Annotated in this window: 25 protein-coding genes; all 25 read left to right on the top strand. The window is 41.3% G+C overall.

Annotated features, from left to right (window positions below; translation table 11 throughout):
- Positions 1-362 precede the first annotated feature (362 nt).
- The 25 genes from rpsJ to infA all read left to right on the top strand — a co-directional run bounded on the left by rpsJ (position 363) and on the right by infA (position 13,053).
- Positions 363-674, top strand: coding sequence for a 30S ribosomal protein S10 (gene rpsJ, locus bhn_RS10975; protein WP_013279995.1), 312 nt, complete (start codon positions 363-365; stop codon positions 672-674).
- Between the two features lie 141 nt (positions 675-815).
- Positions 816-1,499 carry a 50S ribosomal protein L3 gene (gene rplC, locus bhn_RS10970; protein ID WP_071176731.1) on the top strand — a complete coding sequence of 228 codons (684 nt, stop codon included), beginning with the start codon at positions 816-818 and terminating at the stop codon, positions 1,497-1,499.
- A gap of 27 nt (positions 1,500-1,526) precedes the next feature.
- Positions 1,527-2,150, top strand: coding sequence for a 50S ribosomal protein L4 (rplD, locus tag bhn_RS10965; RefSeq protein ID WP_071176730.1), 624 nt, complete (start codon positions 1,527-1,529; stop codon positions 2,148-2,150).
- Positions 2,150-2,449 (top strand): 50S ribosomal protein L23, encoded by a 300-nt coding sequence (gene rplW / locus bhn_RS10960; RefSeq protein WP_071176729.1) that lies wholly within the window; start codon positions 2,150-2,152, stop codon positions 2,447-2,449. The genes rplD and rplW overlap by 1 nt, the downstream gene beginning before the upstream one ends.
- Before the next feature lie 95 nt (positions 2,450-2,544).
- Positions 2,545-3,387, top strand: a complete 843-nt coding sequence (gene rplB / locus bhn_RS10955; RefSeq protein WP_071176728.1) for a 50S ribosomal protein L2 — start codon at positions 2,545-2,547, stop codon at positions 3,385-3,387.
- Between the two features lie 11 nt (positions 3,388-3,398).
- A complete protein-coding gene (gene rpsS, locus bhn_RS10950; RefSeq protein WP_013280000.1) occupies positions 3,399-3,689 on the top strand; it encodes a 30S ribosomal protein S19 in 291 nt (96 codons plus the stop codon).
- Positions 3,690-3,725: 36 nt separating this feature from the next.
- A complete protein-coding gene (gene rplV / locus bhn_RS10945) occupies positions 3,726-4,115 on the top strand; it encodes a 50S ribosomal protein L22 (RefSeq protein WP_071177512.1) in 390 nt (129 codons plus the stop codon).
- Between the two features lie 19 nt (positions 4,116-4,134).
- Positions 4,135-4,806: a 30S ribosomal protein S3 gene (gene rpsC, locus bhn_RS10940; protein ID WP_022778093.1), complete on the top strand. Its 672-nt coding sequence runs from the start codon at positions 4,135-4,137 to the stop codon at positions 4,804-4,806.
- Positions 4,806-5,243, top strand: coding sequence for a 50S ribosomal protein L16 (gene rplP / locus bhn_RS10935; protein WP_071176727.1), 438 nt, complete (start codon positions 4,806-4,808; stop codon positions 5,241-5,243). The genes rpsC and rplP overlap by 1 nt, the downstream gene beginning before the upstream one ends.
- Positions 5,233-5,442: a 50S ribosomal protein L29 gene (gene rpmC / locus bhn_RS10930; RefSeq protein WP_024865221.1), complete on the top strand. Its 210-nt coding sequence runs from the start codon at positions 5,233-5,235 to the stop codon at positions 5,440-5,442. Before rplP ends, rpmC begins: the two co-directional genes overlap by 11 nt.
- A gap of 32 nt (positions 5,443-5,474) precedes the next feature.
- Positions 5,475-5,729 (top strand): 30S ribosomal protein S17, encoded by a 255-nt coding sequence (gene rpsQ, locus bhn_RS10925; protein WP_013280005.1) that lies wholly within the window; start codon positions 5,475-5,477, stop codon positions 5,727-5,729.
- A 21-nt stretch (positions 5,730-5,750) separates the two neighbouring features.
- Positions 5,751-6,119 (top strand): 50S ribosomal protein L14, encoded by a 369-nt coding sequence (gene rplN / locus bhn_RS10920; protein WP_022764361.1) that lies wholly within the window; start codon positions 5,751-5,753, stop codon positions 6,117-6,119.
- A gap of 12 nt (positions 6,120-6,131) precedes the next feature.
- Positions 6,132-6,461, top strand: a complete 330-nt coding sequence (rplX, locus tag bhn_RS10915) for a 50S ribosomal protein L24 (protein WP_071176726.1) — start codon at positions 6,132-6,134, stop codon at positions 6,459-6,461.
- Between the two features lie 22 nt (positions 6,462-6,483).
- Positions 6,484-7,023, top strand: coding sequence for a 50S ribosomal protein L5 (rplE, locus tag bhn_RS10910; RefSeq protein ID WP_022772938.1), 540 nt, complete (start codon positions 6,484-6,486; stop codon positions 7,021-7,023).
- A gap of 18 nt (positions 7,024-7,041) precedes the next feature.
- Positions 7,042-7,227, top strand: a complete 186-nt coding sequence (locus tag bhn_RS10905; RefSeq protein WP_071176725.1) for a type Z 30S ribosomal protein S14 — start codon at positions 7,042-7,044, stop codon at positions 7,225-7,227.
- A gap of 140 nt (positions 7,228-7,367) precedes the next feature.
- Entirely contained in the window at positions 7,368-7,769 is a 402-nt protein-coding gene (gene rpsH / locus bhn_RS10900; protein WP_013280010.1) for a 30S ribosomal protein S8, read from the top strand.
- Between the two features lie 15 nt (positions 7,770-7,784).
- Positions 7,785-8,324, top strand: a complete 540-nt coding sequence (gene rplF, locus bhn_RS10895) for a 50S ribosomal protein L6 (RefSeq protein WP_071176724.1) — start codon at positions 7,785-7,787, stop codon at positions 8,322-8,324.
- Positions 8,325-8,343: 19 nt separating this feature from the next.
- Positions 8,344-8,712 carry a 50S ribosomal protein L18 gene (gene rplR, locus bhn_RS10890; protein ID WP_071176723.1) on the top strand — a complete coding sequence of 123 codons (369 nt, stop codon included), beginning with the start codon at positions 8,344-8,346 and terminating at the stop codon, positions 8,710-8,712.
- A gap of 18 nt (positions 8,713-8,730) precedes the next feature.
- Complete coding sequence (rpsE, locus tag bhn_RS10885; protein ID WP_026515602.1) at positions 8,731-9,240, top strand: 30S ribosomal protein S5; 510 nt, start codon at positions 8,731-8,733, stop codon at positions 9,238-9,240.
- A gap of 16 nt (positions 9,241-9,256) precedes the next feature.
- Complete coding sequence (rpmD, locus tag bhn_RS10880; RefSeq protein ID WP_022764368.1) at positions 9,257-9,445, top strand: 50S ribosomal protein L30; 189 nt, start codon at positions 9,257-9,259, stop codon at positions 9,443-9,445.
- Positions 9,446-9,568: 123 nt separating this feature from the next.
- Positions 9,569-10,009 (top strand): 50S ribosomal protein L15, encoded by a 441-nt coding sequence (gene rplO, locus bhn_RS10875; protein WP_071176722.1) that lies wholly within the window; start codon positions 9,569-9,571, stop codon positions 10,007-10,009.
- Positions 10,009-11,328 carry a preprotein translocase subunit SecY gene (secY, locus tag bhn_RS10870; protein ID WP_071176721.1) on the top strand — a complete coding sequence of 440 codons (1,320 nt, stop codon included), beginning with the start codon at positions 10,009-10,011 and terminating at the stop codon, positions 11,326-11,328. Before rplO ends, secY begins: the two co-directional genes overlap by 1 nt.
- A gap of 89 nt (positions 11,329-11,417) precedes the next feature.
- Positions 11,418-12,062: an adenylate kinase gene (locus bhn_RS10865; RefSeq protein WP_071176720.1), complete on the top strand. Its 645-nt coding sequence runs from the start codon at positions 11,418-11,420 to the stop codon at positions 12,060-12,062.
- Complete coding sequence (map, locus tag bhn_RS10860) at positions 12,055-12,813, top strand: type I methionyl aminopeptidase (protein WP_071176719.1); 759 nt, start codon at positions 12,055-12,057, stop codon at positions 12,811-12,813. Before bhn_RS10865 ends, map begins: the two co-directional genes overlap by 8 nt.
- 21 nt (positions 12,814-12,834) lie before the next feature.
- Entirely contained in the window at positions 12,835-13,053 is a 219-nt protein-coding gene (infA, locus tag bhn_RS10855) for a translation initiation factor IF-1 (protein ID WP_013280019.1), read from the top strand.
- Positions 13,054-13,266: the final 213 nt, after the last annotated feature.

Genomic DNA, 13,266 nt, shown 5'->3' with positions numbered 1-13,266 from the left:
TTAAAAAAGGCTGATTTTACCATAAAAGAGATTAATTTTTAAAAAGGTGTTGCATTAAATAACAAAATGTTTTATACTCATAAACGCTGTGACATGATAGCTATGAAGCGTGAGGTTGCTGCTTTATCCAGTTAAGCAGGTTTTCCGTGGAGCGAATGTCTAGAGGCCGAACCAAGGCCAACCAAACTGACGACAAGTCACTGTACAGTAATTAAAGAGTCTGCCGACTAACCCAAGGCAGAAACGACGTGTAGTAAATCCATGATCTTATTATGTATTAAGGTTTAGGACACACACGGGAGAGTGTACAGTCACCGCTTGTCGTACTTCATTAAAAGTGCGAAAAGGAGGCGACTTTTTTTATGGCAAATCAGGTAATGAGAATTACACTTAAGGCTTATGATCATCAGCTTGTTGATGCATCTGCCAAGAAGATTATCGAGACAGTCAAGAAGAACGGTTCTCAGGTAAGTGGACCAGTACCTCTTCCTACTAAGAAGGAAGTTGTTACTATCTTAAGAGCGGTTCACAAGTACAAAGATTCTAGAGAACAGTTCGAGCAGAGAACACATAAGAGACTTATCGATATCATCACACCTACATCAAAGACAGTTGAGGCTCTTCAGAGACTCGAGATGCCAGCTGGTGTAAACATAAACATCAAGATGAAATAATTTAAGTAACATTGACCTCTACTAGTATGATGCGAGACGCATGATGCCGTGAAAACTGGAGAATTGTCACGTTGCAGACAATTAAAGCGACATTGCGAACGAACCAAGCATCCGCTGTAGACGTAATAGGAGGTAAAAAACATGAAGAAGGCTATTTTAGCTACTAAAGTCGGAATGACTCAGATCTTCAAAGAAGATGGTTCACTTGTTCCTGTAACTGTTCTTCAGGCAGGACCATGTGTAGTAACACAGATCAAAACTGTAGAGAACGACGGTTATAGCGCTGTTCAGGTTGGATATGTTGACAAGAAAGAAAAAGTTGTTAACAAGGACAAGAACGGTAGCAAGACAATCTACCACCGTCATGGCGCTACAAAGGCTGAGCAGGGACATTTCAAGAAAGCTGGAGTTTCTTGCAAGAGATATGTAAGAGAGTTCAAGCTTGAGAATGCTGCAGAGTATGCTCTTGGCGCTGAGATCAAGGCTGATATCTTCGCAGAAGGCGACAAGATTGATGCTACAGCAGTTTCAAAGGGAAAAGGATTCCAGGGTGCTATTAAGAAGAATGGTCAGCACAGAGGACCTATGGCACACGGTTCCAAGTTCCACCGTCATCAGGGTTCTAATGGTTCAAGTTCAGATCCTAGCCGCGTATTCAAGGGCAAGGGAATGCCTGGTCACATGGGCAGTGTAAAAGTAACAGTTCAGAATCTTGAGGTTGTTAGAGTAGATGCTGACAAGAATCTTATTCTTGTTAAGGGTGCTATTCCAGGACCTAAGAAGGGACTTGTTGCTATCAAAGAAACAGTTAAGGCAATAGGCTAATAAGAACGCGAAAGGAGGACCATACAGATGGCTAATGTATCTGTTTACAATATGGAAGGCAAAGAAGTTGGCAAGATCGATTTAAGCGATGCTATCTTCGGAGTTGAAGTAAATGAACATCTTGTGCACATGGCAGTTCTTCAGCAGCTCGCTGACAAGCGCCAGGGTACACAGAAAGCTAAGACACGTTCTGAAGTTTCAGGAGGCGGAAGAAAGCCTTGGAGACAGAAGGGAACAGGTCATGCAAGACAGGGATCTATCAGAGCTCCTCAGTGGAAGGGCGGCGGAGTTGTATTCGCTCCAGTTCCAAGAGATTATTCTTTCAAGATGAACAAGAAAGAGAAGAGAGCTGCTCTTAAGTCTGCTCTTACAGATAAGGTTCAGAACAACAACATCATCGTTGTTGACGAGCTTAAGTTCGACGAGATCAAGACAAAGAGATTTGCAGAGGTTATGAACAACCTCAAGGCTACTCGTAAGGCTCTTGTAGTACTTGCAGATAATGATAAGAATGTTGTTCTTTCAGCTAGAAACCTTGCTGAAGCAAACACAACACTTACAAACACACTTAATGTGTATGATATCGTAAACGCTAGAACACTCGTCCTTACAAAGGATGCAGTTGCTAAGATAGAGGAGGTGTATTGCTAATGGCAGCATTACAGTATTATGACGTAATCCTTAAGCCAGTTCTTACAGAGAAGAGCATGGCTGGCATGAGCGAGAAGAAGTACACTTTCCTTGTTAATCCAGAAGCTAACAAGACTCAGATCAAGGAAGCTGTAGAGAAGATGTTCGAGGGAGCTAAGGTTGCTAAGGTTAACACAGTTAATGCAAACGGCAAGATGAAGAGACGTGGCATGACTGTTGGTTTCACAGCTAAGACTAAGAAAGCAATCGTTCAGCTTACAGCTGATAGCAAGGACATCGAGATTTTCCAGGGACTCTAATTTATAACTAATAATTATACGTGCGAATCCAAGAAGAGCCCGGGATTCAAGTGAGTAATCACTAGACGCGTGATAAAACAAAAGGAGAAAATATCATGGGAATTAAGAAATACGGCCCATATACCCCATCCAGAAGAAACATGACTGGATCAGATTTCTCAGAGATTACAAAGTCTACACCAGAGAAGTCACTCGTTGTTTCTAAGAACAGCAAGGCTGGTCGTAACAACCAGGGTAAGATCACAGTAAGACATCGCGGATGCGGCGGCAGAGTTAAGTACAGAATTATCGATTTCAGAAGAAACAAGGATGATATGCCTGCAAAGGTTATCGGAATTGAGTATGATCCTAACAGATCAGCAAATATCGCACTTATCCAGTACGAGGATGGCACAAAGGCTTATATCCTTGCACCTAACGGTTTAACAGATGGCATGACAGTTATGAACGGTGCTAACGCTGAGATCCGTGTTGGTAACTGCCTCCCACTTTCACAGATTCCTGTCGGTGAAAACGTACACAACATTGAGCTTTATCCTGGTAAGGGCGGACAGATGGTTCGTTCAGCAGGAAACGCTGCACAGCTCATGGCTAAAGAAGGTAAGTACGCTACACTTCGTCTTCCTTCAGGTGAGATGAGAATGGTTCCTATCGAGTGCAGAGCTACAATCGGTGTTGTTGGAAATGGTGATCACAACCTTATCAACTATGGTAAAGCCGGAAGAATTCGTCACATGGGCATCAGACCTACAGTTCGTGGTTCTGTTATGAACCCTAACGACCATCCACACGGTGGTGGTGAAGGTAGAGCTCCTATCGGACGTTCTGGTCCTAGCACACCTTGGGGCAAGCCAGCTCTTGGTTATAAGACACGTAAGGCTAAGAAGGCTTCTAACAAGCTCATCGTAAGAAGAAGAAACGGTAAAGCCATCAAATAAGGAGGAATAAAATGTCTAGATCACTTAAAAAGGGACCTTTTGCAGACGCAAGCCTGCTTAAGAAGATAGATGCTATGAACGCAGAGGGCCAGAAGCAGATTGTTAAGACATGGTCACGTCGTTCTACAATTTTCCCATCTTTTGTTGGACACACAATTGCTGTTCATGATGGAAGAAAGCATATTCCTGTATATGTTACTGAAGATATGGTTGGACACAAGCTTGGTGAGTTTGTTCCTACAAGAACATTCAGAGGACATGCTGGAAACTCTCCTGCAGAGAGAAAGAGCAGCGTAAACTAAGAAGTGTTTTAACGAAAGGAGGTTATATCCATGGAAATGGAGATCAAGCATAGATCAAAAATCAAAAGAGAAAGAAATCGTGACAATAAAGAAACAAGACCTTTTGCAAAGTTATCTTACGCAAGAATACCAGTTCAGAAGGCATGCTTTGTCATGGATGCTATCAGAGGAAAGGACGTTGAGACTGCACTTGCAATCCTTCAGTACAATCCTAGATATGCTTCAAGCGTAATCTACAAGCTTCTTGCAAGCGCTGTAGCTAACGCTGAGAACAACAAGGGTATGAACAGATCAAATCTCTATATTGCTGAGTGCACTGCTAGCAACGGCCCTATCATGAAGAGAATTCAGCCTAGAGCACAGGGTAGAGCATACAGAATCAATAAGAGAATGAGCCATCTCACTGTTATTTTGGACGAGAGATAATTGAAAGGAGAACCTAAGAATGGGACAGAAAGTTAATCCTCATGGCCTCAGAGTCGGTGTTATCGCTGACTGGGATTCCAAGTGGTATGCTGAATCTGGCGATTTCGCCAATAATCTTGTAGAAGATTATAATATCAGAAAATTTCTGAAGAAGAAGTTATATGCAGCTGGTGTTTCTAAGATCGAGATCGAGAGAGCATCAGATAGAGTTAAGGTTATCGTTTATACAGCTAAGCCTGGTGTCGTAATCGGTAAGGGCGGTGCTGAAATCGAAGTAACCAAGAAGGAGCTTTCAAAGCTCACAGACAAGAAAGTTCTTGTTGATATCAAAGAAATCAAGAAGCCTGATAAGGATGCACAGCTTGTTGCAGAGAATATCGCTCAGCAGCTCGAGAACCGTGTATCATTCAGAAGAGCAATGAAGTCATGCATGAGCAGAACAATGAAGACAGATGCACTTGGTATCAAGGCATGCTGCTCAGGCCGTCTCGGCGGTGCTGATATCGCTCGTTCAGAGTTCTACAGCGAGGGAACAATTCCTCTTCAGACTCTTAGAGCAGACATCGATTATGGTTTTGCTGAAGCAGATACAACCTATGGTAAGGTTGGTGTAAAGGTATGGATCTATAAGGGTGAAGTACTTCCAACTAAAGCAGGTGAGAATTCAGATAAGGAAGGGAGCGATAAATAATGTTAATGCCAAAGAGAGTTAAGCACCGCAAGCAGTTCCGCGGTTCAATGGCTCATAAAATTACTCGTGGTACTACAATCACTTATGGTGAGTTCGGTATTGTTGCGCTTGAGCCTTGCTGGATCAATTCAAATCAGATTGAGGCAGCCCGTGTTGCTATGACACGTTTCATCAAGCGTGGTGGTCAGGTTTGGATCAAAATTTTCCCTGACAAGCCTATCACATTGAAGCCTCTTGGAACTCGTATGGGTTCTGGTAAGGGTGCCGTAGATAGATGGGTAGCTGTTGTTAAGCCTGGTCGTGTAATGTTCGAAATCGGCGGTGTTGCCGAGGCCGACGCAAGAGAAGCTCTTCGTCTTGCTATGCATAAGCTTCCTTGTAAGTGCAAGATCGTTTCAAAGGCTGATTTGGAAGGCGGTGTATCTAATGAAAACTAATAAGTATGTAGATGAGTTGAAGGCTAAGTCAGCTGATGAGCTTCAGACTGAGCTTGTATCAGCTAAGAAGGAACTTTTCAACTTAAAATTCCAGAACGCTACAAACCAGTTGGATAATACAGCAAGAATTAAAGAAGTAAGAAGAAATATTGCAAGAATCCAGACTGTAATCACACAGAACGCAAAGGCAGCTAACTAATACCTTTGTCTAATCTAAAAGGAGAAAAGATCGTGGAAAGAAATTTAAGAAAAACGCGTGTTGGAAAAGTAACAAGCGATAAGATGGACAAAACCATCACAGTTTCCATTGAGGACCATGTTAAGCATCCTCTTTACAAGAAGATCGTAAAGAGAACTTACAAGCTTAAGGCTCATGACGAGAACAATGAGTGCCGTATTGGTGACACAGTTAAGGTAATGGAGACAAAGCCTATCTCCAAGGATAAGAGATGGAGACTTGTATCCATAATTGAACGTGCAAAGTAATACAAAAAAAGGAGAAATATCATGATTCAGCAGGAAAGTAGACTTAGAGTCGCTGATAACACAGGTGCTAAAGAGCTTCTTACAATCCGTGTTATGGGTGGATCTACAAGAAGATATGCGAGAATCGGCGACACAATCGTTGCTTCAGTTAAAGAAGCAACACCCGGTGGAGTTGTAAAGAAGGGTGACGTTGTTAAGGCTGTTGTCGTTCGTACTGTTAAAGAGACACGTCGTAAGGACGGTTCCTACATCAGATTTGATGAGAACGCTGCTGTTGTTATCAATGAAGATGGTACGCCTAAGGGAACACGTATTTTTGGACCAGTAGCTAGAGAGCTTCGTGAGAAGAAATTCATGAAGATTCTTTCTCTTGCTCCTGAAGTATTATAAGGAGGCGCCCAGATGTCAACTAGTAAGATTAAGAAGGGTGATATGGTAAGAGTTATCGCCGGAAGAGAAATCGATAAAGAAGGAAAAGTTCTTTCTGTTGATGTAAAGAACGGAAAGGTAGTTGTTGAGGGCCTTAACAAGGTTACAAAGCACGAGAAGCCTTCTGCAAAGAATCCTAATGGCGGTATTGTAGAGCGCGAAGCTGCTCTTGATATCTCAAACGTTGTGTATCTTCATAACGGACAGCCTACTAAAATCGGTTTCAAGGTTGAAAAGGATGATAATGGTAAGGTTGTAAAGAAGAACCGCATCGCTAAAAAGACTGGTGAGGTTATCGACTAATTTAGGAAGGAGGTATTAAGCGTTGAGTAGATATAAGGATTTATACAAGAACGAGATCGTTGATGCTATGACAAAGAAGTTCGGTTACAAGAACGTAATGGAAGTTCCAAAGCTCGACAAGATCGTTATCAATATGGCAGTAGGAGAAGCTAAGGAGAACGCAAAGCTTCTTGAGAATGCTGCAAACGATATGGCTATTATTTCAGGCCAGAAGCCTGTTTACACAAAGGCTAAGAAGTCAATCGCTAACTTCAAGTTAAGAGAGGGTATGCCAATCGGATGTAAAGTAACACTCCGTGGTGACAAGATGTACGATTTCCTTGATCGTCTTGTAAACCTTGCTCTTCCTCGTGTACGTGACTTCAGAGGAATCAATCCTAACTCATTCGATGGTAGAGGTAACTACGCTCTTGGTATCAAAGAGCAGCTTATCTTCCCTGAGATCGAGTACGATAAGATTGACAAAACAAGAGGTATGGACATCATTTTCACAACAACAGCTAAGACAGATGAAGAGGCTCGTGAGCTTCTTACACTGTTCAATATGCCTTTTGCAAAGTAATAGGAGGGAATAAGACACATGGCTAAATTATCCATGAAGGTTAAACAGCAGATGAAACCAAAGTTCTCTACACGTGCTTATAATCGTTGTAAGATCTGCGGTCGTCCTCATGCATATCTTAGAAAGTACGGAATCTGCAGAATTTGCTTCCGTGAACTTGCATATAAGGGCGAGATTCCTGGTGTTCGTAAGGCATCATGGTAATCTGCGAGAGCAGAACTATCATTTAGGTGGTTCAGGATGGGGACCACTAAATAACAATTAAACACATTGCGGCTTCGTGTCTCTGCTCAATTCGGGGAGTAGTAAGGCGAAGCAATAATAATTAAGGAGGCAATTTTAAAATGGCAATGAACGATCCTATTGCAGATATGCTTACAAGAATTCGTAACGCAAATACTGCTAAGCATGACACTGTTGATGTTCCTTCTTCAAAGATGAAGCTTGCTATCGCAAACATTCTTCTTGAGGAAGGTTATATTAAGAAGCTTGATGTAGTAGAAGATGGAGCATTCAAGAATCTTCACATCACTCTTAAGTATGGTGCTGACAGAAATGATAAGGTTATCACTGGTCTTAAGAGAATCTCAAAGCCTGGTCTTCGTGTATACGCAGGCAAGGATGAGCTTCCTAGAGTATTAGGCGGACTTGGTATTGCAATTATTTCAACAAACCAGGGCGTTGTAACTGATAAAAAAGCAAGAGAGCTCCAGGTTGGTGGCGAAGTTCTTGCATTCATTTGGTAAATTGGAGGTACGGGCATGTCACGAATTGGAAAAATGCCAATCGCAGTTCCTGCTGGTGTAACAGTAGAAGTTGCAGAAAATAATAAGGTGACTGTAAAGGGACCTAAGGGTACTCTTACAAGAGTTTTCCCAGCTGAGATTTCTTTCTCACAGGAAGACGGACAGATCGAGGTTAAAAGACCTGACGATCAGAAAAAGACAAAGGCTTTACATGGTCTTTCAAGAAGCCTTCTTAACAACATGGTTGTTGGTGTTACAGATGGCTACGAAAAGAAGCTTGAGGTTAACGGTGTAGGTTACAGAGCTGCTAAGAATGGTAAGACACTCTCTCTCACACTTGGTTATTCTCACCCAGTAGAACTTGTTGATCCAGAAGGAATCGAGACAGTTGTTGAGGGTCAGGTAATTACAGTTAAGGGAATTGATAAGGAAGCAGTTGGACAGCACGCTGCAATCATCAGAGAAAAGAGAGCTCCAGAGCCATATAAGGGCAAGGGTATCAAGTATGCTGATGAGGTTATCAGACGTAAAGTTGGTAAGACTGGTAAGAAATAATTAAGAAGGAGAGTGCAAAATGGTTAGTAAGGAATCAAGACAGAAAATTCGTGTTAAAAAGCACATGAAGATTCGTAATCGTTTCAGCGGAACAGCTGAGAGACCACGTTTAGCAGTATTTAGAAGCAATAATCACGTATATGCACAGGTTATTGATGATGTAGCTGGTAAGACACTTGTATCTGCTTCAACTCTTGAAAAAGATATCAAGGCTGAGCTTAAGAATACAGATGACATTGATGCAGCTTCAAAGATCGGTGATGTAGTTGCTAAGAGAGCAATTGAAAAAGGTATCAAGGCCGTAGTATTCGATAGAGGCGGTTATATTTATCACGGTAAGGTTAAAGCCCTTGCTGATGCTGCCAGAGAAGCTGGCTTGGAATTCTAAGAAGGGAGAAAACACAATATGAAGCGTACAATCGTAGATGCTAGTCAGCTCGAATTGACAGATAAAGTTGTAACCATCAAGCGTGTTACTAAGGTTGTTAAGGGTGGACGTAACATGAAGTTCACAGCACTTGTTGTAGTAGGTGATAACAACGGACACGTTGGTGTTGGTCTGGGCAAGTCAACAGAAATCCCAGATGCTATCCGTAAGGGTAAAGAGGATGCTACTAAGAACCTCATTACTGTACCTCTTGACGAGAATAACAGTATTACACATGATTTCGTAGGTAAGTTCGGCTCTGCTGAAGTATTACTTAAGAGATCTCCAGAAGGTACTGGTATCATCGCTGGTGGTCCTGCTCGTTCAGTATGTGAGCTTGCAGGTATCAGAAACATCAGAACAAAGTCACTTGGTTCTAACAACAAGCAGAACGTTGTTTATGCAACAATCAACGGTCTTGCTCAGTTAAAGACACCTGAAGAAGTTGCTGCTAAGCGCGGCAAGTCTGTTGCAGAAGTAACAGCATAATAGGAGGATATTATCAATGGCAAGCGAAAAGAAACTCAAGATCACATTGGTTAAGTCCACAATTGGCGCTGTACCTAAGCAGGTAGCAACAGTAAAATCAATGGGATTCAAGAAACTTAACAGTTCTGTTGAACTTCCTGATAACTCAGCAACAAGAGGACAGATTCAGCAGATCAGACACCTTGTAAAGGTAGAAGAGATCTAATCTCGACATAATTGAAACATTAATTGTAACTGGGGCTGTTCTAAGTGTACGCGAGTGGTATATAATGTATATTGTGTACTGCGCTGAGCGGCATAAGCCCCAGTATGTATAAGGAGGAATATCATGGAATTATCCAACTTAAGACCTGCTGAAGGTTCAGTACAGAGCGATAATTTTAGAAGAGGCCGTGGACATGGTTCAGGAAACGGCAAGACTGCTGGTAAGGGACACAAGGGTCAGAAGGCTCGTTCAGGAGCTCCAAGACTTGGTTTCGAAGGTGGTCAGATGCCATTGTTCAGAAGACTTCCTAAGAGAGGCTTCAAGAACATCAACCACAAGAACATTGTTGGTATCAACTTAAGCTCACTTGAAGCATTCGACAACGGTGCAGTTGTTGACGTTCAGGCACTTAAGGATGCTGGAATCATCAAGAAAGAGCTTGATGGTGTTAAGATTCTTGGAAACGGCGAATTTACTAAGAAGCTTACGGTTAAAGCAAATGCGTTCAGCGCATCAGCTAAAGAGAAAATCGAGGCACTTGGTGGAACAACAGAGGTGATCTAATGTTTAAGTCCCTAATGAATGCATTAAAAGTCAAAGAAATTAGAATGAAGATTCTATTTACTCTTGCGATGCTAGCCCTTATCAGACTTGGATCTGCTATTCCAGTTCCAGGTATGAATACAACAGTTTTTAAGAACTGGTTTCAGGGTTTGACAGAGAGTGATGCATTTGGTTTTATGAATCGATTCACTGGTGGATCTTTTGAGAACATGTCAATCTTGGCACTCAATATCACACCATACATCACTTCTTCCATTATCATTCAGCTTCTTACAATTGCTATTCCTAAGTTTGAGGAGTGGCAGAAGGATGGCGAAGATGGAAGAAAGAAGCTTACAAAGCTTACAAGATATATCACTGTAGCTTTAGCTCTTATCGAATCAATAGCCATGGCAATCGGCTTTTACAGGAACACAGGATTCCTTACTTCACAGAATCCATTCCTTGTAGTTCAGATTGTTGCAGCACTCACAGCTGGTAGTGCATTCCTGATGTGGATTGGTGAAAGAATCACGGAAAATGGGGTTGGAAACGGTATATCAATAGTTCTGACTATCAACATTCTTTCAAGAATGCCGTCAGATATCAGCTCACTATTCGGTCAGTTTGTGAGCGGAAAGCCTATTGCAAGGGGAGTAGTATCAGCAATAGTTATTATTGCGGTTATTATCTTTATGGTTGTATTGGTAGTTCTTCTTAACGGCGCTGAGCGTAGAATTCCTGTTCAGTATGCTAAGAAGATTCAGGGAAGAAAGACATATGGTGGAAACCATTCTGAAATTCCTCTCAAGGTTAATACAGCCGGCGTTATGCCAATTATTTTTGCAATGTCACTTTTCCAGTTCCCGATCATTATTACCCAGCTTGTTGGATATAATGGATCAGGATTCTGGGGCAAGGCAGTTGCATTTTTAAATCAGAGTAACTGGTGCAATCCAAATCACCCTGTATATACACTTGGTTTGGTTGTATACATACTCTTGCTTATCTTCTTCGCATATTTCTACACATCAATTACATTTAATCCAATTGAGATTGCAGACAATATGAAGAAGCAGGGCGGATTTATTCCTGGAATCAGACCAGGTAAGCCAACTAGCGAATACCTTACAAGCATTTTGAACTACATCATTTTCATAGGTGCATGCGGCCTTATCATTATTGGCGTATTACCTATCGTATTCAATGGTTTGTTCGGTGCGAAGGTTTCATTCGGTGGAACCAGCCTTATCATCGTGGTAAGCGTTATACTTGAGACAATCAAGCAGATCGAATCACAGATGCTTGTACGTAATTACAAAGGTTTCCTGGAAGATTGATTTTATGAAAAAAAGAGGTTACGGGGCTTCTAGTAGCCCTGGAGCCTCTTCTTTCTAGTTTAAGTGTATTTTTTAAGGGGAAGCAAAGTATGAAGATAATTATGTTGGGTGCACCTGGTGCTGGAAAAGGCACACAGGCACAGATGATCGCGGATAAGTATAATATCCCACATATCTCTACAGGAGATATTTTCAGAGCTAATATCAAGAATGGTACAGAACTTGGTAAGAAAGCAAAAGAGTACATGGATAAGGGACAGCTTGTTCCAGATGAACTTACAGTTGAGCTTCTTTTGGACAGAGTTGCAAATGAAGATTGCAAGAACGGATATGTTCTTGACGGATTCCCACGTACTATACCACAGGCAGACGTATTAGATAGCGAGCTTACAAAGCTTGGGGATAAGGTTGATTATGCTATCAACGTTGACGTTCCTGATGAGAATATCGTAAACAGAATGTCAGGAAGAAGAGCATGCCTTAAGTGTGGTGCTACTTATCATATCAAACATATTCCACCAAAGACTGAGGGAATATGCGATAAATGTGGAAGCGAACTTGTTCTTAGGGATGATGATAAGCCTGAAACAGTTCAGAATAGATTATCTGTATATCATGAGCAGACACAGCCACTTATCGATTACTATGATAAGAAGAATATCTTAAAGACTGTTGACGGTACTAAGGATATGCAGGAAGTATTTGATAATATTGTAGGTATTTTGAATGCGTAAAGTTATCTCAATTAAGACAGATGAAGAATTAAATCTTATGAGAGAATCAGGGCATCTTTTAGCTAAGGTTCACGACGAGCTACATGCTGCGGTCAGGCCTGGAATCTCTACTTTAGAACTTGACGAGATTGGCGAAAAGACTATTAGAGCTCTAGGCGGGATACCAAATTGTAAGAATTATGAAGGATTTCCTGCTTCTGTGTGCATATCAGTTAATGATGAAGTAGTTCACGGAATACCAAGTGCCGATAAGATCCTTAAAGAAGGTGATATTGTTACCTTTGATACAGGACTGATATATAAGGGTTATCATTCAGACGCTGCAAGAACTTGGGGCGTTGGTAAGATCAGTGATGAAGCTCAGCAGCTGATCGATGTAACCAGAGAAAGCTTTTTTGAAGGCATTAAAATGGCCAAAGCTGGAAATAGACTTTACGATATATCCAAAGCGATAGATAATTATATTAAGCCCTATGGATATGGTATAGTAAGAGAGCTTACAGGTCATGGAATAGGCACAAGCCTTCATGAAGAACCCATGGTTCCGAACTTTAAACAGTGGCGCAGAGGTGTTAAACTACAAAAAGGAATGACAATCTGTGTGGAACCAATGATAGCAATGGGCCAAAGATATGTTGGCTGGCTGGATGATGACTGGACAGTGGTAACTGTTGATGGTTCCCTGGCCGCACATTATGAAAATACAATCGCCATAACTGATGGTGAACCAGAAATATTGACAATCATTTGATAGTTAAGTAGGAGGATAAAGATGTCAAAGGCTGATGTAATTGAAATTGAAGGAAAGGTTATTGAGAAGCTTCCTAACACAATGTTCCAGGTAGAGCTTGAGAACGGACACGTTGTACTTGCTCATATCAGTGGTAAGCTTCGTCAGAACTTCATTAGAATTTTACCAGGAGATAAGGTTACTCTTGAGCTTTCACCTTATGATCTCACAAAGGGTAGAATCATCTGGAGAGATAAGTAATTAAGATTTTACTGACTGTCGTATTTAGCATACGGCAGTCTTTTTTTATATATTAGGAAATTCCTCCGGATTCATGCTTTTTTGTGTTAAAAATGTGCTATGCCATGCTAAATATGTCCGATTTTATATGGTCTAACGCTAATTTATAATGACATTGTCGATAAGACAATTGTCATTATTTTTTTTTAATTCAAAAGGGAGGTTATTTGAAAA

The sequence above is a fragment of the Butyrivibrio hungatei genome (assembly GCF_001858005.1).
Classification (GTDB): domain Bacteria; phylum Bacillota; class Clostridia; order Lachnospirales; family Lachnospiraceae; genus Butyrivibrio; species Butyrivibrio hungatei.
The sequence above is the reverse complement of the archived record's forward strand: the minus strand, read 5'-3'. Positions and strand labels throughout refer to the sequence as shown.

Excerpts from the sequence above, each read along its gene's own strand:
- rpsJ (WP_013279995.1), top strand. The coding sequence starts at position 363 with ATGGCAAATCAGGTAATGAGAATTACACTTAAGGCTTATGATCATCAG.
- rplC (WP_071176731.1), top strand. The coding sequence starts at position 816 with ATGAAGAAGGCTATTTTAGCTACTAAAGTCGGAATGACTCAGATCTTC.
- rplD (WP_071176730.1), top strand. The coding sequence starts at position 1,527 with ATGGCTAATGTATCTGTTTACAATATGGAAGGCAAAGAAGTTGGCAAG.
- rplW (WP_071176729.1), top strand. The coding sequence starts at position 2,150 with ATGGCAGCATTACAGTATTATGACGTAATCCTTAAGCCAGTTCTTACA.
- rplB (WP_071176728.1), top strand. The coding sequence starts at position 2,545 with ATGGGAATTAAGAAATACGGCCCATATACCCCATCCAGAAGAAACATG.
- rpsS (WP_013280000.1), top strand. The coding sequence starts at position 3,399 with ATGTCTAGATCACTTAAAAAGGGACCTTTTGCAGACGCAAGCCTGCTT.
- rplV (WP_071177512.1), top strand. The coding sequence starts at position 3,726 with ATGGAGATCAAGCATAGATCAAAAATCAAAAGAGAAAGAAATCGTGAC.
- rpsC (WP_022778093.1), top strand. The coding sequence starts at position 4,135 with ATGGGACAGAAAGTTAATCCTCATGGCCTCAGAGTCGGTGTTATCGCT.
- rplP (WP_071176727.1), top strand. The coding sequence starts at position 4,806 with ATGTTAATGCCAAAGAGAGTTAAGCACCGCAAGCAGTTCCGCGGTTCA.
- rpmC (WP_024865221.1), top strand. The coding sequence starts at position 5,233 with ATGAAAACTAATAAGTATGTAGATGAGTTGAAGGCTAAGTCAGCTGAT.
- rplN (WP_022764361.1), top strand. The coding sequence starts at position 5,751 with ATGATTCAGCAGGAAAGTAGACTTAGAGTCGCTGATAACACAGGTGCT.
- rplX (WP_071176726.1), top strand. The coding sequence starts at position 6,132 with ATGTCAACTAGTAAGATTAAGAAGGGTGATATGGTAAGAGTTATCGCC.
- bhn_RS10905 (WP_071176725.1), top strand. The coding sequence starts at position 7,042 with ATGGCTAAATTATCCATGAAGGTTAAACAGCAGATGAAACCAAAGTTC.
- rpsH (WP_013280010.1), top strand. The coding sequence starts at position 7,368 with ATGGCAATGAACGATCCTATTGCAGATATGCTTACAAGAATTCGTAAC.
- rplF (WP_071176724.1), top strand. The coding sequence starts at position 7,785 with ATGTCACGAATTGGAAAAATGCCAATCGCAGTTCCTGCTGGTGTAACA.
- rplR (WP_071176723.1), top strand. The coding sequence starts at position 8,344 with ATGGTTAGTAAGGAATCAAGACAGAAAATTCGTGTTAAAAAGCACATG.
- rpsE (WP_026515602.1), top strand. The coding sequence starts at position 8,731 with ATGAAGCGTACAATCGTAGATGCTAGTCAGCTCGAATTGACAGATAAA.
- rpmD (WP_022764368.1), top strand. The coding sequence starts at position 9,257 with ATGGCAAGCGAAAAGAAACTCAAGATCACATTGGTTAAGTCCACAATT.
- rplO (WP_071176722.1), top strand. The coding sequence starts at position 9,569 with ATGGAATTATCCAACTTAAGACCTGCTGAAGGTTCAGTACAGAGCGAT.
- secY (WP_071176721.1), top strand. The coding sequence starts at position 10,009 with ATGTTTAAGTCCCTAATGAATGCATTAAAAGTCAAAGAAATTAGAATG.
- bhn_RS10865 (WP_071176720.1), top strand. The coding sequence starts at position 11,418 with ATGAAGATAATTATGTTGGGTGCACCTGGTGCTGGAAAAGGCACACAG.
- map (WP_071176719.1), top strand. The coding sequence starts at position 12,055 with ATGCGTAAAGTTATCTCAATTAAGACAGATGAAGAATTAAATCTTATG.
- infA (WP_013280019.1), top strand. The coding sequence starts at position 12,835 with ATGTCAAAGGCTGATGTAATTGAAATTGAAGGAAAGGTTATTGAGAAG.